The sequence below is a fragment of the Bacillus sp. FG16 genome, assembly GCF_057809515.1.
This window is the reverse complement of record NZ_JBMDKC010000014.1, coordinates 18,457-37,006: the sequence shown is the minus strand read 5'-3', so window position 1 is coordinate 37,006 and position 18,550 is coordinate 18,457. Positions and strand designations below refer to the sequence as shown.

Sequence of the window (18,550 nt, the reverse complement as noted above, 5' to 3'; positions counted from 1 at the left end):
TAGTTGTCTATTAATGTACAAGAAAACAGTTAGTTTGTTGCCAAATTGCATTTAAACGTACGATTTTCTTTTTTCTAAATAAGAGTCTTGTCTTAAAGAAGATAAAAATTCAATGGATGATTACCATGAATATATAGATAAAGTTCATCCATATATTTGTAGAAAGGAGGAATTCAAATGAAGAGAGATGATAATAAGATTGGTCACTTTATATCTGAAAAAGGAAAGGAAGACTTTCAAATTGCCTACGATGAATCAATGGCACTTCTTCCAAAACCTAACGATATGAAAGATATAAAAACGAAATATGGCACAATTCGTGCTTATTATTTTACTAAAGAGGAAAACAAACATAAGGAACCAATACTCTTACTCCCTGGACGTGGTGCATCTACTCCAATGTGGGTACCTAATTTAAAAGGGTTAAGGGAAAAAAGGCCTGTTTATACGATAGATTTACTCGGTGAACCTGGAATGAGTGTGCAAACGAAGGTGATTGAAAACCAAAAACAACAAGCAGAATGGTTAAATGAGGTAATTGAAGGATTAGGTTTAGAAAAAGTGCATATCGTCGGTGTCTCCATTGGAGGCTGGACAGCAATGAACTTGGCAAGATATAATCCTGAACATATTGCTACGGCTAGTTTATTGGATCCAGTCTTTGTATTTGCGCAAATATCCATAAAGATGATTCTAGCATCTATTCCGGCTTCCGTTCCTATTGTACCTAAGTTTTTAAGAGAAAAGATGTTAAGCTATGTTTCTGGAGGAGCGGAAACAAATGACGATGAGCCTATCGCTAAGTTAATCGAGTCGGGTATGCGTAACTATAAACTGAAAACGCCAGCGCCTGATCTATTTAGTAAAGAGGACTTAAAAAGTATTGATATTCCAGTGCTTGCACTTATGGCTGAAAAAAGTACAATGCACAATTCGGTAAAAGCAGTTGAAATTGGAAAAAAATACGTTAAAGATATTGATATAGTTAATTGGAAAAATGCATCTCATGCAATAAATGGTGAGTTCTCTAACGAAGTTAATGCTAGAATCCTTGATTTTGTAGAAAAACATTCTAATGATAACTAAGTTGAAAGTGGAAAATATGTTGTCATAACAACTTATAGCTATTTAGAAGATTTAGCTCATTTTTTATTTTGGCATATTTTAATTCTGCTATTTTCATGAATATGTATAATTACATAAAATTTCAGTGAAAAAGAGAGTATACTTTCGTATTGTGTAATAAAGATAAAGCCCGCCTATGGAAATAGGCGGGCTTTTTTTACTTATAAAGAAAAGACAATCTGTAAGATGTCTTCCTTCGATTTAAAACATTTTACTAGGTTAAGTTTTTGTGATAATAAATTCTTTTAACTGGAATGAACAGGAGTAGTACATCACTTTATTCTTAAGCATCATTCTCAACAAAAGTGAAGATTTTCATTATCTTTTTAACTACAAAGGGTAATAATTTAGAAGCTAAAAATGCAAGTACGAAAGCAATTCCCCATGTTTTCATCCATAATTTGAGAAATAAAGCTGTATATCCAACATTCATTGAAACCATGACGAAAGAGATAATACTAGATATACCTAAAATCATAAAGATATTAAAAATTATTGGTTCGAATTTTTTATTGATTTTCAAAATTAACACCTATTTTCTATATATGCTTTGCTGCCCGATTTCACCAACATCTAATCTTACAGTTTGAAATCTAGGTTGTCCAGTTTGTTTTACTTTACTGCAATAGCAATATTATCTGGAATAGGGTTTCACCATATTGCTATTAAACTAAAATTTTAAGATTGCAACTAAACGAAATTTATAGTATCGAAGTTCATTTTGGAGGGGGGAATGTAATACTACATCTTTAAAGTATTAGTTACACTTGAACTGCACATTGCGTATTTTTTATGAAGAAAAGACACTCATATAAAAGTGTCTTTTCCGATAGTTTTTTAGCAGAAGCAAGCAGCTCCAACGATGATTAATAAAATGAACAATACAACTAATAAAGCAAATCCTCCAGCGAAGCCACAGCCGCCACAACTACCACCAAAGCCCATAACAGTTCCTCCTTTTAATAGGAAGGGAAAACCAAGGGGTCACTCATGTGTTTTAACGGATTCCATTTACTTTATGCTTTTATGAATGAATGGAGCAGGTCCTTTTCAAAATAGATTTATGCCGCTATTTGCCGGGGAGTAAGACCTCGATTGGTGAGGGCTGATTTAAAGTTTCACTTTATTCTTTAAGAGCGAATAAATAAAAAACAAAATATCTAAAAATATAGATGGAAATCCGCTTTTATACCTTTCAATAAAAGAATACTAGCATTATATATTATAAGGAATACTTGTCCTTAATTGTAAATGAAAGGGGGGAATTGGTATGAGTTATGGCTATGGTCACCCTCCAAAAAAATGCTGTGAACATCATAATGAAACTTTATCAACGGGTATATTACGTAGACATTCCGCTACGTTATTTCTTACTGTGGATGCTATGAATGTTGATCCTGACGATACTCGTAGAGTAACTGTTGAAATGTTTGATTGGTCATCTGGTTCTCCGGTATTGTTACCATTAATAGACCCTTCAACGCAAACATTGCCACCTAATCGATATGTTACTTTCCGTTCAGCAGCTCTTCCTCCAAGACTTTTTGCTTATGAAGTAAGAATCATTCGTCCGAAAGATAGAGATGTTGTTACGAATGTTTTTGGTCTTAGTGCAATCGTATTTAACCCACAAGAAGGAAATAATGTTTTACAACATGATTTAGCAAAATTAGACCTTAAATAGCTTTTATAAAAGTCTATTTATTGGGCATGAGTAAAAAAAGAGTAGGATGTAATCCTACTCTTTTTTTACGTTAACTAGAATTTTAAAAGAAATCCTTCATCATTTTAGCATCTTTAATATTCACGATCATACTTTCTACCTTATCTTTCTTCTCATCTTTAGCAATTGTAATTTGTTCCTTATTATCAATCCAAACAAGAAATTCTTCTTTTGAGTCATCTTTATATGTAACGGTCATAGTAGAATGCGCAGATTGTTTCTTTTTTTGATCTAAAGTGATAGTTTTAGGTGTTCCATTTTGAACTGCCGAAACGATAGATTTTATCATTTCTTCATTGTCTGTTTGAGATTTGGAAGTAGTATTATTTGTTGTTTTGAGTATTTCAATGTCTGTAATATTAGCGGAATTTAATTGAAATGTATTTTGTGTATGTTCTTGCTTAGCCTGCGAAGTTTTATCTGTAGCCGAGGTGTTTGTACAGCCTATTAAAGTAAAAGATAGAGCGGCTAGAGCGCATATAGATATGATTTTTTTCATAGTATCCCTCCTCAAGTTTAATTATAACAATATTCTGTTAATTTAGGTAGTTATTGTAAGGAGAAGATGTTTTAAAGTGGTAAATGATGTTGTTCATTTTCTATTAAAATCAAAATTCACATAACTTTTTTCATATTTTATGTTTAACATTTTGAAAATGGGTGTACTACATATAATATAACAAATAATTCATTTTAAAGGAGGAAGTTAAAGATGGAAACGAAGTATAGTAAACCTTTTGTATATGAATTTATTACGGAGAAAGAGGTCATGAATGCGGCAAACGATCTAGTGAAGAAAGGAATAGAACAAAAAGATATTTATGTGTTAACACATGAGAAAGAGAGGACAGATAGAATTGCAGATAATGCAGACGTGAATACAATTGGGATAAAAGAGGAAGGACTTGGGACAAGCATTATTAACGTCTTTCAAAAAACAGGAGATCAGTTAAGAAATAAAATGCAAGAGTTAGGGCTTAATGAGGAAGAAGCGAACTTTTATGAAGAAAAGCTGGATGAAGGAAAAATCTTGTTATTCGTTAAGGATTTAGAAAGAGCTGGTGAATGGTTACAAGAAAGAAGATGCACGTATTCTATTTAATTTGTATCCTTTAAATCTATAAATCTATTATGAAAAGGAGATGGGAAATATGAGTGAGAGCGGGCTAAAAGAACAAATTACAGGTAAAGTTGAAAAGAAAAAAGGACAAGTAAAAGAAGGGATTGGTGAAATTACTGAAGATAGAGAGTTGAAAAATGAAGGAAAGTGGGAGAAGACGAAGGGAACTATAAAAGAAAAAGTCGGAAAAGTGAAACAAAAGATAAGTGATGGGTTGGATAATAAAGAATAATACATGTTTATCAAGCTTTGGTTACATACCAAAGCTTGATAAATCAAATATAAAAACAATATAGGAGGTTTAATTGTGGGACTTATTATTACGTGTATTGTAGGTGGACTTATTGGTGCGTTAGCCGGAATGATTACGGGAAAAGACTTTCCTTTAGGTATAGTTGGTAATGTGATTGCTGGTTTAATTGGATCTTGGGTAGGTAGTGCATTATTTGGTCATTGGGGTCCTGAATGGGGAGGCATTTTTGTTCTTCCAGCGTTATTAGGTGCAATCGTCTTTATTTTAATCGTTACATTCTTCTCTAGAATGCTGCGGAAAGCGTAAGTATGATAATGAATAGTAATCTTAAGTTTATTATATATAACTATAAAGTGAATGAACTGATAAATATACATAAAAAAGCATCCAATTAAATTAATTTGGATGCTGTTTTTATGTAATCTGCATAGGAATGAGCGGGGGATGAAGGCCCCCCGCTCATTGAAATTACACTTTCTATTATGTATTAAACCATCGTTACTTTTTCACAATTATTTATTCTTACGACCTGCCTCGGTTCTATATGAGATAAGTCCTCGCTATTACCTATATCAACTACAATTGTATTTGTTAGTATGTTAATAATGGAACCAACTAACGTTGTAGCATGATCGTGTCGATAAGAAAATTGAACAAAATCTCCCTTTTTAAAGTTGTGCTCTTCCATAGATAGATCCCCCTAAAAATAATGTTTATACATTATACATACACAAATTTATAAGGTTTAAACATTCGGTAGTATTTTTTAAGTGTTAAGCCGAGAAAGGTGTAGAAAATTTATTTATAATGAAAATAAAAAAATATGTTTAAAACTAATTTTTATGGGTAATTAAATAGTAAAAGTTCGAGATAAGGGGGCGGAAATGATGAATTTGGAAATAAATATTTTGCAAAATGATGTAGGTTATACGGTACAACTTAATGGTGAAATTGATGCGTATACGGCATCAGATTTAAAAAATAAGATTATGCCTATTGCAAGCGAGAAAGAGGTTTATATCGTAGTAGATTTTAACAAGGTAGATTATATGGATAGTACTGGTTTAGGTGTTTTTATAGCGCTATTAAAAGCAGTTAAGAAAAATGATGGCAAGCTAGAGTTTATCGGTGTATCTAAAAGATTAAAAAGATTATTTGATATTACAGGGTTAACAGAAATATTAAACTTGAATTCCGATTTTGAAAAAGTAGAAAGAAGGTGACTAGGGATGATGGAGAAATTTGAAAAGATAGAAATGAAAATTCCTGCAAAGGCAGAATATGTGGCTATTATTCGTTTAACAATGGCTGGTGTTGCGAATCGAATGGGCTTTGCTTATGACGATATAGAAGATATGAAAATTGCTATTAGTGAAGCATGTACAAACATTGTACAACATGCATACAAAGAAGACGTCGGAGAAATTACAATTGTCTTTGGCTTATATGAAGATCGATTAGAAATTATGGTTGCGGATAATGGGGTTAGCTTTGATTTTAGCAGCTTAAAAAGGAAAGTTGGTCCGTATGATATTAGTAAACCAGTAGAACATTTGCCGGAAAATGGTTTAGGTTTATATTTAATCAATACGTTAATGGATGATATACAGATTATGCATGATGAGGGCATGACAGTTTTAATGACAAAATATATACAAAGAGAGCAGGTGGAGAATGATGGAAATCCAATCTCAACCTACAACTCTTACTAAAGAAGACGTTATTAAGCTAATTGCAGAATTCCAACAAAACCAATGTAATGAAGCGCAGGAAAGGTTAGTTGATCATTATAAAAATCTCGTATATTCCATTGCATATCGCTATTCAAAAGGCGGGCCGATGCATGAGGATATTATACAAGTAGGGATGTTAGGGCTCTTAGGCGCAATAAGAAGGTATGATTATTCGATAGGGAATGCTTTTGAGCCTTTTGCAATACCTACAATAGTAGGCGAAATAAAGAAGTATTTACGTGATAAAACTTGGGGTATTCACGTTCCAAGGCGAATTAAAGATTTGGGTGGGAAAATTAAACTTGCGATAGAGGAGTTAACAGATCACCTGCAACGTTCACCGAAGATAATAGAAATTGCAAATCATTTAGGACTATCGGAAGAGGAAGTTCTAGAGATTATGGATGCTAAAAATAATTATCGAGTATCTTCCTTAGATGATGTAGTTGAAAATTCATCGGATGGAAGTTCGGTAGCGAGAATTGAATCTGTAGGTGAAGTAGAGCAAGGGTATGAACAGACAGAAAGACGTCTCGTTTTAGAGGATATTTTTAACGTATTAAATGATACGGAAAAGAGCGTTATTCATTATATATTTGGAGAAAATTTAAATCAAAAAGATACAGGGGAACGGTTAGGTATTTCACAAATGCACGTTTCTCGTATTAAAAGACAAGCGATAAGTAAATTGAAGCAAGCAGCATTTTTAGATACATAAAAATTTAAAATAATTATGTTTAAAACATGAGAAAAGGGGTACTTATTAAGTATAGGAGGAGATATGAAAATGTCACACGATGTGAACGAACTAATCGAAGGATTGAATGAAGATTTAGCAGGAGAATACTCAGCAATTATTATGTATAACCATAATGCAGCTACAGTTTCTGGTATATATAGACAAGTGTTAAAACCTTTCTTTGAATCTGAAATTAGTGATGAACAAGGACATGCCCTATATTTAGCGGAGAAAATTAAGACGTTAGGTGGTACACCTACTACAATCCCTTTACCAGTGAAACAAGTAGAAGATGTTAGAGAAATGTTAGAATCCGCTAGACAATCAGAATATGAGACAATTAAGCGTTATGAAACGAGAAAAGAACAGGCAGCGAAATTAAATATGACAGAGTTAGTTGTAAAGTTAGAAGATATGATTGCAGATGAAACAAATCATATGGAAGAATTAGATCGTCTTTTAACTAATAAAGCAATGGTTTTAAATTAAAAGTAGAAATTTATAGAGTGAAAGAACAAATTCCTATTTCTAGGGGTTTGTTCTTTTGTTGTATAAATATGTTTGAGTAAGAAATTTTCATTTTGTAACTGAGTATGTAATACTAGAAAAATAGAAAATGATAATAGATTTACATTTTAAATAAGAAAAGGGGAAATAACTTGTGTCCATTTTAATTGTCGATGATAATCCGGTTAACATATTTGTAATTGAGAAGATTTTAAAACAAGCCGGATATCATGATCTTGTATCGCTCAATTCTGCACAAGAGCTCTTCGAATACATACAGTTTGGAAAAGATTCTTCCAGGCATAATGAAATTGATTTAATACTATTAGATATTATGATGCCTGAAATTGATGGACTTGAAGTTTGTAGGCGATTACAAAAAGAGGAGAAGTTTAAAGATATCCCTATTATTTTTGTTACAGCTTTAGAGGATGCAAATAAATTGGCCGAAGCTCTTGATATGGGGGCAATGGATTATATTACGAAACCTATAAATAAAGTTGAATTATTAGCACGTATGCGTGTAGCGTTACGCTTGAAATCAGAATTAAATTGGCATAAAGAACAAGAAGAAAATCTTCGGAATGAACTAGATTTAGCTACGCAAGTACAAAGAAACTTATTAAGTAGCCCATTAAGAGAAGATCATATAAAAATTGAAGCAAGTTACTTGCCTTCATTTAAACTAGCTGGAGATATGTATTATTGGTATAAAATCGATGAAAATCGCTACGGTATTATATTATTAGATGTGATGGGACATGGTGTATCTGCTTCATTAGTTTGTATGTTTATTTCGTCTGTATTACGTGAAACAATTAAATGTTTAATTGATCCAGAACTCGTTATTAAAGAATTAAATAAATATATGACCCTTTTACATAATGAAAATGATAATATTCCTTATTATTTTACGGCGATATACTTAGTTGTTAATACAGAAGATAGAACAGTTGAATATGTAAATGCAGGGCATCCTTCTGGATATGTTTTAGTTGATGAAACAAATGTAGTTGAACTAGATCGCGGGAGTTGTGCCGTAGGATTTTTTGATGAAATAAAAGTTAAAAAGACAGTTATACCTTTTGAGAAGAACGCTCAAATATTATTGTTTACAGATGGTGTTCTTGAAGCAATTGCAAATGATGAATTTGAGTCTGAAGAGAAATTACGTACTTTTACAGAAAGAAAATGGGGAGATTTAGAAGGCGAGATAGAAGGGTTTTACAAGGAAGAACAAAAGAAAGCGCAATCAGATGATATGTGTCTAATTATGATACAAACGAATGCGAAATAAAAAGCGTATGAAATCCAAACAGAGGATTTCATACGCTTTTTATCCCGCATTAACGGGCAGTAAGACTCCCACCAAAAAATTTAGTCTGAAGCAAAGAAGGTAGGTGGGAGATCAACTGCCCGTAAACGCCCGATTGGTTCAACTAATAATCAGTGGGGGATGCCCCCCACTGATTAAAGTTTCACTTTATTGTATTTTTTGATAAATTTGTTCACTAGGATTAAATTGGGTATAATGCGGCATTATATTTGAAAAACGAAGAGTTTCTTTATTTCCTAAACATAGAAATCCATTGTGACTTAAGCTTTCATAAAATAGTTGCTGCACTTGATTTTGAAGTTTACTTGTAAAGTAAATTAAAACGTTACGACAAAGTATAATATGAAACTCGTTAAAAGATTGATCGGTTACTAAATTATGCTGTGCAAAAATAATGTTTTGTAACAGTGATGGATTAAAATAAGCGAAACGATTATCTGTTGAATAATAGTTAGAAAATGCTTGTGTACCGCCAGCTTGTAAATAGTTTTTCGTATAAGTTTGCATTTTATTTAACGGGAGGATGCCTTGTTTTGCTTTTTCTAACACATTTGTATTCATATCTGTTGCGTAAATAACCGACTTTTCACTTAATCCTTCTTCGTGAAGTAAGATGGACATCGATAATACTTCTTCACCAGTTGCGCATCCAGCATGCCAAATTCTAATTTCAGGTTGCTTTTTCAATTCAGGAATAACATGCTCTCTTAGCGCTTTAAAAAAAGCAGGGTTACGGAACATCTCAGTTACATTAATCGAGAAATCATTTAATAACTGTTCTAAAACCCCTTCCTCGTGAATTACTTTTTCAATTAATTTTGAAATGGTTGGGATATTAGAGAGCTGCATTCGATTACAAATCCTTCTATAAATAGATGTGCGAGCATATTGGCGAAAATCAAATCCTGATAGTTTAAATACCGCTTCCAATAGTAATTCAATTTCTAAGTTCGTGCACTCATCCGTATCTACTGATGGATCAAAATTATAATACTTATTTTCCACTCCAACTAAACCTCACTTATTTTATTAACCATACACTCATTACCGAATAGAGTTGATGTAGGTTTAATGGTTTACTTATATAATCTGAAGCGCCAGCAGATAAACATTTTTCCTTATCATTTGGCATTGCTTTAGCAGTTAATGCGATAATAGGTATTTCATGTAACCCTAAGTTCATTCGGATATTTTCCATCGTTTCATAACCGTCCATATTAGGCATCATAATATCCATTAAAATAAGGTCAATATTTGTATTGCTTTTTAGTATTTCTAAACACTCTATGCCGTTTTGGGCAGTAATAATGTTGGCGTTTTGTTTTTTTAATGCATTTTGTAACGCAAATATATTTCGATGATCATCATCGACAATTAAAATTGTTTTCTCTTGGAAGACGTTATTTGTTTCGGTAGTAACGATAGTTTCTTCAACAACTTCAGCAGGAATAACATCTTCTATCGTTGCTGCGACTTCTAAATTGGAGAACTGTATATCATGTAATCCATTTGGAAGGTTAGGAATATATACTGTGAAAGTACTACCTTCTCCTACATTACTCTCTAACGTAATCCAACCACCTAACAATCTAGCAAACTCTTTACAAATAGATAAACCTAGTCCTGTACCACCATACTTTCGAATCGTTGCTCCATCTGCCTGTTGAAAGGCTTCGAAAATAAGTTGATGCTGTTCTTTAGCGATACCAATACCAGTATCTTTTACTGAAATTGTAATCCAATCTTTACTTATAGACTGCATATCATGACTTAAATTGGTTGTTTCTATTGAATCGAAATGTAAAGAAACGGATCCTTTTTCCGTGAATTTAAATGCATTGGATAATAAGTTTTTAATAATTTGCTCAATCCGTTTTGCATCTGTATAAAACAGATCAGGAATCGTATCACTGTCTTCAATCGTAAATTCGACATTTTTTTGTGCAGCTATATGTAAAAAGTTTTGATGCATATTGGCTGCCATGTCACTTATGTTCGTTGCTTCAAAAATGATGTCTAGTTTGCCTGCTTCTACTTTAGATAAATCTAGTATGTCATTAATTAAAGTAAGTAAGTCTTTCCCTGATGAATGAATGACAGTTGCTAGTTCAATTTCATCATCCGATAAATGATTATCATGATTTTCTCTTAACATTTCAGATAATAGTAAAATACTATTTAACGGTGTGCGTAATTCATGTGACATATTTGCTAGGAACTCAGATTTGTATTTTGAGCTGCGTAACAACTCGCTTGCTTTTTCTTCTAATTCTGATTTGGTAATTTGTAAGTCAGCTGTCTTTTGTTCAGCTTCTTCAGTTCTAGACTCTAATTGTTCATTCGTTGTTCGTAATTCTTCCGCTTGCATTTGTAGTTCTTCAGCTTGCGTTTGTAATTCTTCTGATTGAACTTGTAACTCTTCTGTCATTGCTTGTGATTCATGTAAAAGAGTTTGAATTCGCATACGTCCTATAATGCTATGGATTGTTAAACCTAGATTATCAATAGTTTGTTGAATTAAATCTTGATGTAAGTCTGAAATCTCAGTTACACTTACTAACTCCATTACTGCAATCACCTCATCCTCAAATAAGATAGGGATGACTAGTAGATTTTTAGGACGTATTTCTAATACTCCGCTAGTGACATAACGAAACTCTTCGGGTATATCCCTGAGAATAAAACTTTTCTTTTCTAAGGCAGACTGTCCAATGAAACCTTCACCCATTTTAATGGATTGTTTTCCAATATCAGCACCTTGATCGGCGAAAGAAGCTTTTTTCACATAGTAGACAGTTTCTTCATATTCTTCACGTACATAAAATGCACCGCAAGAAGTTTGCGTTTTTTGTATAATTCCACTAAGAATTTTTTTACCTAACATCTCAATAGAAGATACACCTTGATACATTAAAATTAATTCTGCAAGCTCAGTTTGTAACCACTCTCTTTTCGATATTTCGTCTAGTAAGTGGTTCGTTGTATGAGCAAGATCTTTTATTTCATCATGTGTATTTACATGAATTCTTTCCGTAATTTTTTCTTTAGAAGAAATTGATTTAATAGCTTGAATTACATTTTTAATCGTTTTTGTAATGGAATTCGAAATATAGAGTGAAACGATAATGGAAATAAAAGAAAGTAAGAACAATAAACTGTATAACCAAATCTCTAATTTATTATTTTCAATATCTAATTGTGCAGCTCTTTTTTTCGTTAGTTGCTCCTCAGTGCTCCGGAAGTTAGTTAGCTGCGACTGTAATGACTGAATTTGAGTCGTGTCGATTGTTTGTACATTATTACTATTATTATTTGTAATAAGTGGGTGAATCTCTTTATTAATCCAACTAGTAATGTTTTCGTTAATCTGTTTTAATTTTTCTTGCTGAGAGGGGTTATCCTCTAATAAAGCAAAAAGATCTTGATAATGTTTTTCGTAATCCTTTTCCGCAGAGTTAAGGGATTGCACGTAAGTAGGGTTATTAGAAATGATAAACCCTTTCGCTTTATTTTCAATTGTTAGTAACTCTTTCTCCACTTGATTCGTTAAATTGAGAACTTTAAAATCGTGATCAATAATAAAATTACGAGATTTTTGTAAGTTGGAAATCTCATTGTTTAACATAATGAAAGAAACAAGTAAGAACAAAATGATAACTAAATAACCAGCCATAATTTTGTAACGAATACTAAATTTTGCTTTCGAGTTCATTAAAAATTCCTACCTTCAAGGTTATTAAAACTTTTCTATTTTAAAGAATGAAAAACGTAATATATATTATATCAGTTTTCATAAGGCCAAACTAGAAATCCCCCTATTATATTAGGGGGTTCTTTTTTAATAGAGGAAATCATTTTGAAATATAAAAACATATATGAAAGGTAGTAAACGAGGGAATAGAGGGTAACAAACATTCTAAGAAGGGAAGAGTGTTCTTAAAGCTCTTTTTGCATCTATTCCTTCAAAAATAAATAATATAAGATCTTTCTTTTTTACAGTAAGGAAAAAGGATACTAGAGTGCTTAAATTTTTGATTGATGTCATTGTTCCATGTTTACTTATAAACAAATTAGCTTGAAATGTTGTCATTAAAGCATAAAAATGATGAATCTGAGTTATTGTAGGTGTTTCATTATAAGAAATAGTAGTAGAGTGAATGGCGTTCATCGTAATATTCCTTTCCATATAGTAAGCATAACAATATAAACATACCCGTTTTAAAAAATGTTAAACATATAAATAAGAAAAAATATAAGTATAGTTTTTTACGTTTAGAAAAGGTTAGGAAGGGTATACATATACTACAAAGAGATTGATTGAAGATGAATTGTAAGATGTCTATGTTTAGTAGATTAGTCTATCAAAATATACTTTCACTTTAAATAAAAAGGAGCCTGGTATACATGAATGAAATGATGATTGATATTACATTTGATTTAATTTACTTGTTAAGTAGTTCACTTGTAGTGCTTTTACTATTCGCTTTCTTCGTAAATGGTTATGTTAATAAGAAGATTAGTGTATACAGAAATGAAGAAAAATAAAGATATATTACATAAAACTTTAGGAGGTTAATAGTTATGAATTTAGATAGAAAAATAGTAGGTGTTTTTAGAACAATTGATGATGCGGCACTCGTTATTAATGAATTAAATGATAAGGGATACTCAGCAGATAACATTTCAGCTATTGCGAAAGATCAAAAGGAAATTGAACACCTTGAAGAAAAATCGGGTGAAAAAGTAAATCATGAAACTGCACATAAAGCGGATATCTTTTCAGCGACAGGGCTTGTAGCAGGAGGTGTAGCAGGCGGACTCGGTGGTTTATTAACAGGTCTTGGTATACTTGCCGTTTCTGGAATGGGTCCAATCGTAGCAGCAGGACCAATCGCAGCAGCTATTGGAGGAGCCGGTATTGGCGGAGGAGCTGGAAGTTTAATAGGAGCATTTATAGGGTTAGGAATTCCAGAAGAACATGCTAAAAAGTATGAAGAATATATTTACGATGGCAATATATTAATTTTAGTAGATGCAAAATTAGACGATAAGTTAGAAATCTATAAAATATTTGATAAGCATAATGCCTATAACTCTGATTTCTTTAAATAAAATGATGAACAATGTAAACAAAGTGAATATCGTTTTTTTTTTGATCTTACAACTTTGGCGCGGCCGAGGAGTCGTATGACTATAAGAGAGGAAGGGCTTATAGTAAAAGATCAAGTTCTATCATGTTATTTAAAAGGGAAGAGGTGCCTTTTCGTGATTGTAAAAATATTAAAGGATAGCAGTAATAGTTTCCTTTGTACAGTTCAAAGTAAAAATGGAGAGAAGTATGTGAAGAAGTGGTTTAGTAAACATGAAAACAATGAAGAATTAGGGCGACCAACCTTTAAAGAAGTAGAAAAGGATTGGAAAGAAAATAGAGAATCGTTTATGTATCCCAATGTTAAAGCGCTTTATTAAAATTAAACATAATGCGCGCTTTATTATTACAAAACTGTCACATTCCTGTAAGGTAATTCAATGGATTAGATACTTTTTCCATGTCATAATAAAGACATAAGAAAGCTTATCAAAACTACAACTTATTAGGAGAGTGTCAGTCATGATTGTAACAACAACTTCTGGAATTCAAGGTAAAGAGATTATTGAGTATATCGATATTGTAAATGGTGAAGCTATTATGGGTGCAAACATTGTCCGCGATTTATTCGCTTCAGTTCGTGATGTTGTCGGTGGCCGTGCTGGTGCTTATGAAAGTAAGCTAAAAGACGCTCGTGATATTGCGATGGACGAAATGAAAGAACTTGCAAAACAAAAAGGTGCGAACGCTATCGTTGGTATTGACGTAGATTACGAGGTTGTACGTGATGGAATGTTAATGGTTGCTGTAAGTGGTACAGCTGTACGTATATAAGTAAATAAAAAACAGGCTCACCCCTTGAAGTTCATGCTTTGAGGGGGTTTTTTGTTTTTAAGTTGTAGAAGTAAACTCCAGTTGCAAGGGCGAAATGAAAAGAAACAGTGATGCTACATATATGTAATATGAGTGCAAACTTTATGATAAATAATAAAGTTGTTATTTGAGATAATGGAAGAATTAGTGGTATAAATAACTTTATAGATAATAATCAAAATAGAGAAGACAGAATGTTCATGGATGGAATGGTTAAGGGAATTTTTCAATCTGTAATAAAAAACGGAGGTACCGAGAACGTTTTACAGATGTCTGTTACATAAAATTTATAACGGATTGGGGGCAATTTATGTTTTGGTTAGGGGGCTTTTTAGGATACATTGTAGGTTCTATTACTACATGTGCGCTGCTTTACTTTGGGTATAGAGCCGAGAAGAACAAAAAAGCGGATATGCGAAAGAAAGAGGAGAGAAAAATCAATAAAAAAGGTGTATAGAATGTGGAAATGGTGAAAGGTAAGGTGATAACGTTAATAAAAAAATAAATAGATGAAAGGACATTACATATTTTATATGATTCATATGCAATGTCCTCGCTTATTCTACAATCATGTCTGTTTCTCGATTATGAATAATTGTTTCCTACCTTGCTATAAATTTCATAAGCAAAAAATCCAAATAAATAGCCTATTCCGGATCCTAAACTAACTGAAAGTAGTAAAGAATCAGGAGAAAATATGCCGACAATAATACCGATCAAACACCCTAAAAGCATTCCCATGGGCATTAAACTGTCTAATAAAATTTGAGCGTTTTTTGATTTTTTCTTACTTAAGTTACCGTTGTTATATTTATGTTTAAGACTTCCAATCACATATACTACAATTCCCCAGGCTATTAAAACAGGCGCAATTGCTGTAATGAACCACATGTTAGAAGCTCCTTTCATTTTTTAATTAAATTATACCATATATTAACATTTTTTCGATTTAAGCGGAGATAAGATCTTTTGCTTCTACTTTCTTTTTGTTTATGACTAAAGTTAATAGGAGTAAAATTAAGCTTAAAAGTGCCATTATAATAAAAACTTGCGTATAACTATCAAAATAGTCACGAGCGATCCCAGCTAGGACAGGAATGAATCCGCTCATAATATATCCTCCTGATTGCATCATAGCAGTCCATGCACTCGCATCTTCTGAAGTTTTTGTTTCATATAGTGGCAGCATGAGAGCGAGTGGAAATACGCCGCCGAGCCCGATCCCTAGTAAAATAGAAGGGATCCATGGTGTAGTTAGTGGGTAAATCATAAGCGATAAACCTACGAATACAAAGCACATACTCCCTAATAACCAAAGTGCTCTGTTTTTATAAATATCCGCTAATGTTGGAATTAAAAAGCTACATATCATTTGGATCACAGTAAAAACAGTTATAAGAGTACCCGCTTGCTCACTACTCACACCCATACTTTGATTTGCTGGTGCAAGCCAAGTTGTAATAGAGTAAAATATTCCTGATTGTAGCCCGAAAAAGATTGTAAATAACCATGCTTTTCTATTTCTTAAAGGCAAGCTATTATTCTTTTTATCTTGTTTAATCGTATTTTTCTTTCGTTTCATAACGGGATACCAAAATATAATAGCGATAATAGTAAGTACACCCCAAAAAGCGAGTGCCATATTCCAAGATCCTTTTAATACATGTTGTAAAGGGATCGTTAACCCTGCACTTAAAGAAGCGCCAGTTCCCATACCTACTGAATATATGCCGATCATTAAGCCAATTTTCGTAGGGAATTTTTCTTTAATAAATCCTGATAGTAATGGACCTGCAAGTGCAATTCCAATACCGATAAATAAAGAGCTCGCGAATAATGTGGAAATGGAAAAGGTAAAAGCTCTCATACATGTTGCCAAGCCGATTAAAATAAGACAAGTCATAATTGATTTTTCTGCCCCGTATGTTTTAATTACCTTCCCAGTCAGTAAGGCGAATGTCCCCATACAAAAAACAGGAATAGCTGTTAAAAAACTAACGGAAAAATTGCTTATATTTAAGTCTTTTCGAATTATTTCTAATAAAGGTGAAAAAGATGTAATTCCAATACGTAAATTAATGGAAACAAAAAATATTGCTAGTATACACAAATAAGTTCGTTCTTGATGTTTCAATTTAATTATCTCCTCTCTTAAACATCAGATGTTATTGAGTATATCATCTGATGTTTATGTGTAATAGATAAGGAGCTTATTTCAGCTCCAAATTTTGAACAGCGTATGTTCGTGCCTCTTCGGCATTTTGCTTTAAAATAGCTTGGAATAACTTTTCATGAATGCCAGAGTTATCTTCATAGTTCGCTGTATGTAATATTAATTGGCTTAAAATATGGCGAAGGGCGGGTACGAAAGATTGATACAAATCAAGTAGAACTTCGTTTTTGCTCGCCTTTGCAATTGCTAGATGAAACTGAATGTCTGCATCTATGTATGCTACATAATTTCCTTCTTGAAGGGCATTTTTTCTTTTATTCAAATGTCCTTTTAAATATAAAAGATCCTCTTCGCTTCGGCGCTGTGCCGCTAACATCGCCACTTCTTTATCTAACATATTTCGTGCTTCATACACATGATTTATATTAGCTGCTTGCAGTCTTTTTTCAAATGAATCTTGCGTTGTATTTAGTGAGACAATGCGAGTACCTTGTCCTTGTCGAACTTCTAATACACCAGCATGTACTAATATCTTTATACTTTCTCGCAGCGTTGAACGTCCTACCCCTAACTCTTCCATTAACTGCGGCTCTGTAGGGAGGCGATCACCAACTTCATACTCGCCAGAAAAGATTTTCTCTTGTAGACGTTCCAATACTTCATCGACTAATTTCCGCCGAGAAACTTTTGAAAAAGATTTCTTTTCGTTCATATTCATCTGCTCATCTCCTGTTATATTCGCTTTTATGATAACTAATCTAAGTTCTGTTGACAATGTTATTTTTAGGTAGTTGAAGCCGGGATACTAAAATTAGGTTTATAAGACAGAAGAAAATCTATTTTGAAAAAATCAATCAAAATAGATCCTTCAATTGCATTTAATAACTCGTCAAAAACACTTTCCCTTTCGTTTTCTCAGCAGACTGCACAACATCAACCGCCGCTTTCACATCTGCTAAGTCATATGTAGAATGTACGGTCATAAAACGTAATTGCTTATTTTCTACTAAACGAATTAAGTGACGAAACGTCTCCTGCCATTTATATGGCGGTACTTCTTTATTCCAATGTCGTAAATGAAATATGTTCGCGTGCACTTTTGCTTTCGTGACAATCTCTGCCCAGTTTACTTGTACGCCCGATAGAAGACCAATCGTCAAAAAGTGTCCGTTTGGCCTTAAGGAGAAAGCTAATTCATTTCCATCCGGTCCCCCGATAGAATCAATCGCAGCGTCTGCACCTCTGCCGTTTGTTAATTCCATAACTGTTTCATAAAGCGGGGCAGTGGAAGTATCTATTACATGATGAGCGCCAAGCTGAAGTAATTCCTCTGTATGTTTATTATTTCTTGTCACCGCAATTAATCGGAAGTTTAAAATTTGTGATAACTGTGCAAATAGATGGCCAATAGCGGATCCGCAAGCATTCACTAATAAAACATCATTACGTTGTAAGTTTAACGTTTCTGTACATGTAACCCACGCTGTAAGGGGATTAATATACATTTGTGCCGCTGTGAAATCATCAATGGAATCAGGAATAGGGACTACAAAATCAGCTAATGTCTTCACATATTCTTGCCAAGTACCTTCCCCGCGTAAAGGTAACACACGTTTACCGATAAGGTCTCTAGAAACAAAAGCGCCTACATCTTCTACAATACCAACACCTTCATAACCAGGTATGTTAGGCAAAGGGATTCTATGTGCGTATGCTCCAGTGATGGGAATTAAGTCAGATGGATTAATAGGTCTAACTAGCATACGAATGAAAACTTCATTATCTTTAAGTGGTTCTATATTTTTATATTCAACTTGTAATACGTCTTTTGGATTGCCAAACTTATGAAATTGAATGCATGTTCCAAGCAAAGTAATTT

General features: G+C 33.0%; 26 protein-coding genes. 15 read left to right on the top strand and 11 right to left on the bottom strand.

Translation table 11 applies throughout. The features are described 5' to 3' along the window. The first annotated feature begins 177 nt into the window (after nucleotides 1–177). Nucleotides 178–1,086, top strand: coding sequence for an alpha/beta fold hydrolase (locus ACODS7_RS07780; RefSeq protein WP_243168368.1), 909 nt, complete (start codon nucleotides 178–180; stop codon nucleotides 1,084–1,086). A gap of 322 nt (nucleotides 1,087–1,408) precedes the next feature. Here the strand turns inward: ACODS7_RS07780 and ACODS7_RS07775 are convergent, their stop codons facing one another. Both ACODS7_RS07775 and ACODS7_RS07770 read right to left on the bottom strand, forming a co-directional pair. Beyond that, the gene (locus tag ACODS7_RS07775; RefSeq protein WP_029443021.1) at nucleotides 1,409–1,648 is read right to left on the bottom strand and encodes a DUF2798 domain-containing protein; all 240 of its coding nucleotides are present in this window, start codon (nucleotides 1,646–1,648) and stop codon (nucleotides 1,409–1,411) included. 314 nt (nucleotides 1,649–1,962) lie between these two features. Then, nucleotides 1,963–2,070 carry a YjcZ family sporulation protein gene (locus tag ACODS7_RS07770; protein WP_000505670.1) on the bottom strand — a complete coding sequence of 36 codons (108 nt, stop codon included), beginning with the start codon at nucleotides 2,068–2,070 and terminating at the stop codon, nucleotides 1,963–1,965. 325 nt (nucleotides 2,071–2,395) lie between these two features. Here ACODS7_RS07770 and ACODS7_RS07765 point away from each other — a divergent pair, with 325 nt between their 5' ends. After that, nucleotides 2,396–2,809 (top strand): hypothetical protein, encoded by a 414-nt coding sequence (locus ACODS7_RS07765; protein WP_016082627.1) that lies wholly within the window; start codon nucleotides 2,396–2,398, stop codon nucleotides 2,807–2,809. 82 nt (nucleotides 2,810–2,891) lie between these two features. Here ACODS7_RS07765 and ACODS7_RS07760 read toward each other — a convergent pair whose 3' ends face one another. Beyond that, on the bottom strand, nucleotides 2,892–3,347 hold the full coding sequence (locus ACODS7_RS07760; RefSeq protein ID WP_043938253.1) for a hypothetical protein: 456 nt from the start codon (nucleotides 3,345–3,347) through the stop codon (nucleotides 2,892–2,894). A 213-nt stretch (nucleotides 3,348–3,560) separates the two neighbouring features. Here ACODS7_RS07760 and ACODS7_RS07755 point away from each other — a divergent pair, with 213 nt between their 5' ends. The 3 genes from ACODS7_RS07755 (at nucleotide 3,561) to ACODS7_RS07745 (ending at nucleotide 4,527) form a co-directional block, all read left to right on the top strand. Next, nucleotides 3,561–3,950 (top strand): YflT domain-containing protein, encoded by a 390-nt coding sequence (locus tag ACODS7_RS07755; RefSeq protein ID WP_048565188.1) that lies wholly within the window; start codon nucleotides 3,561–3,563, stop codon nucleotides 3,948–3,950. 49 nt (nucleotides 3,951–3,999) lie between these two features. Next, nucleotides 4,000–4,200 (top strand): CsbD family protein, encoded by a 201-nt coding sequence (locus ACODS7_RS07750; RefSeq protein WP_029442042.1) that lies wholly within the window; start codon nucleotides 4,000–4,002, stop codon nucleotides 4,198–4,200. A 75-nt stretch (nucleotides 4,201–4,275) separates the two neighbouring features. After that, nucleotides 4,276–4,527, top strand: coding sequence for a GlsB/YeaQ/YmgE family stress response membrane protein (locus ACODS7_RS07745; protein WP_000522903.1), 252 nt, complete (start codon nucleotides 4,276–4,278; stop codon nucleotides 4,525–4,527). Nucleotides 4,528–4,708: 181 nt separating this feature from the next. Here ACODS7_RS07745 and ACODS7_RS07740 read toward each other — a convergent pair whose 3' ends face one another. Further along, complete coding sequence (locus ACODS7_RS07740) at nucleotides 4,709–4,909, bottom strand: hypothetical protein (RefSeq protein WP_029442044.1); 201 nt, start codon at nucleotides 4,907–4,909, stop codon at nucleotides 4,709–4,711. A 196-nt stretch (nucleotides 4,910–5,105) separates the two neighbouring features. Between ACODS7_RS07740 and rsbV the strand changes: the two genes are divergently transcribed. The 5 genes from rsbV (at nucleotide 5,106) to ACODS7_RS07715 (ending at nucleotide 8,497) form a co-directional block, all read left to right on the top strand. Continuing rightward, a complete protein-coding gene (gene rsbV / locus ACODS7_RS07735) occupies nucleotides 5,106–5,444 on the top strand; it encodes an anti sigma b factor antagonist RsbV (RefSeq protein WP_029442045.1) in 339 nt (112 codons plus the stop codon). A 6-nt stretch (nucleotides 5,445–5,450) separates the two neighbouring features. Continuing rightward, entirely contained in the window at nucleotides 5,451–5,933 is a 483-nt protein-coding gene (rsbW, locus tag ACODS7_RS07730) for an anti-sigma B factor RsbW (protein ID WP_029442046.1), read from the top strand. Next, a complete protein-coding gene (sigB, locus tag ACODS7_RS07725) occupies nucleotides 5,896–6,672 on the top strand; it encodes an RNA polymerase sigma factor SigB (protein ID WP_002083014.1) in 777 nt (258 codons plus the stop codon). The genes rsbW and sigB overlap by 38 nt, the downstream gene beginning before the upstream one ends. A gap of 69 nt (nucleotides 6,673–6,741) precedes the next feature. Then, entirely contained in the window at nucleotides 6,742–7,182 is a 441-nt protein-coding gene (locus ACODS7_RS07720) for a ferritin-like domain-containing protein (protein ID WP_048565190.1), read from the top strand. Between the two features lie 172 nt (nucleotides 7,183–7,354). After that, nucleotides 7,355–8,497, top strand: a complete 1,143-nt coding sequence (locus ACODS7_RS07715; protein ID WP_029442048.1) for a fused response regulator/phosphatase — start codon at nucleotides 7,355–7,357, stop codon at nucleotides 8,495–8,497. 186 nt (nucleotides 8,498–8,683) lie between these two features. On the opposite strand, the gene ACODS7_RS07710 is transcribed toward ACODS7_RS07715, so the two are convergent. The 3 genes from ACODS7_RS07710 to ACODS7_RS07700 form a co-directional block, all read right to left on the bottom strand. Then, on the bottom strand, nucleotides 8,684–9,541 hold the full coding sequence (locus tag ACODS7_RS07710; RefSeq protein WP_048565191.1) for a CheR family methyltransferase: 858 nt from the start codon (nucleotides 9,539–9,541) through the stop codon (nucleotides 8,684–8,686). A gap of 16 nt (nucleotides 9,542–9,557) precedes the next feature. Then, on the bottom strand, nucleotides 9,558–12,248 hold the full coding sequence (locus tag ACODS7_RS07705; RefSeq protein WP_048565192.1) for an ATP-binding protein: 2,691 nt from the start codon (nucleotides 12,246–12,248) through the stop codon (nucleotides 9,558–9,560). A gap of 204 nt (nucleotides 12,249–12,452) precedes the next feature. Beyond that, nucleotides 12,453–12,704 carry a hypothetical protein gene (locus ACODS7_RS07700; protein WP_000991350.1) on the bottom strand — a complete coding sequence of 84 codons (252 nt, stop codon included), beginning with the start codon at nucleotides 12,702–12,704 and terminating at the stop codon, nucleotides 12,453–12,455. A gap of 236 nt (nucleotides 12,705–12,940) precedes the next feature. On the opposite strand from ACODS7_RS07700, the gene ACODS7_RS07695 reads away from it, so the two are divergent. The 5 genes from ACODS7_RS07695 to ACODS7_RS07675 all read left to right on the top strand — a co-directional run bounded on the left by ACODS7_RS07695 (nucleotide 12,941) and on the right by ACODS7_RS07675 (nucleotide 14,955). Beyond that, nucleotides 12,941–13,081, top strand: a complete 141-nt coding sequence (locus ACODS7_RS07695; protein ID WP_001004567.1) for a hypothetical protein — start codon at nucleotides 12,941–12,943, stop codon at nucleotides 13,079–13,081. A gap of 36 nt (nucleotides 13,082–13,117) precedes the next feature. Beyond that, nucleotides 13,118–13,648, top strand: coding sequence for a general stress protein (locus ACODS7_RS07690; protein WP_023521336.1), 531 nt, complete (start codon nucleotides 13,118–13,120; stop codon nucleotides 13,646–13,648). A 153-nt stretch (nucleotides 13,649–13,801) separates the two neighbouring features. Beyond that, the gene (locus ACODS7_RS07685; RefSeq protein ID WP_140163941.1) at nucleotides 13,802–14,005 is read left to right on the top strand and encodes a DUF4028 family protein; all 204 of its coding nucleotides are present in this window, start codon (nucleotides 13,802–13,804) and stop codon (nucleotides 14,003–14,005) included. A 142-nt stretch (nucleotides 14,006–14,147) separates the two neighbouring features. Continuing rightward, entirely contained in the window at nucleotides 14,148–14,459 is a 312-nt protein-coding gene (locus ACODS7_RS07680) for a heavy metal-binding domain-containing protein (RefSeq protein ID WP_000637505.1), read from the top strand. Between the two features lie 349 nt (nucleotides 14,460–14,808). Then, the gene (locus ACODS7_RS07675) at nucleotides 14,809–14,955 is read left to right on the top strand and encodes a hypothetical protein (RefSeq protein ID WP_016082623.1); all 147 of its coding nucleotides are present in this window, start codon (nucleotides 14,809–14,811) and stop codon (nucleotides 14,953–14,955) included. Nucleotides 14,956–15,083: 128 nt separating this feature from the next. Here the strand turns inward: ACODS7_RS07675 and ACODS7_RS07670 are convergent, their stop codons facing one another. From ACODS7_RS07670 to ACODS7_RS07655, 4 genes are all read right to left on the bottom strand, one after another. Beyond that, nucleotides 15,084–15,389 (bottom strand): hypothetical protein, encoded by a 306-nt coding sequence (locus tag ACODS7_RS07670; RefSeq protein ID WP_016082622.1) that lies wholly within the window; start codon nucleotides 15,387–15,389, stop codon nucleotides 15,084–15,086. Between the two features lie 58 nt (nucleotides 15,390–15,447). Next, complete coding sequence (locus ACODS7_RS07665; protein WP_016082621.1) at nucleotides 15,448–16,632, bottom strand: MFS transporter; 1,185 nt, start codon at nucleotides 16,630–16,632, stop codon at nucleotides 15,448–15,450. A gap of 76 nt (nucleotides 16,633–16,708) precedes the next feature. Continuing rightward, the gene (locus ACODS7_RS07660; RefSeq protein ID WP_050842764.1) at nucleotides 16,709–17,389 is read right to left on the bottom strand and encodes a FadR/GntR family transcriptional regulator; all 681 of its coding nucleotides are present in this window, start codon (nucleotides 17,387–17,389) and stop codon (nucleotides 16,709–16,711) included. A 160-nt stretch (nucleotides 17,390–17,549) separates the two neighbouring features. After that, nucleotides 17,550–18,542: a zinc-dependent alcohol dehydrogenase family protein gene (locus tag ACODS7_RS07655; protein WP_088115671.1), complete on the bottom strand. Its 993-nt coding sequence runs from the start codon at nucleotides 18,540–18,542 to the stop codon at nucleotides 17,550–17,552. Nucleotides 18,543–18,550 lie beyond the last annotated feature (8 nt).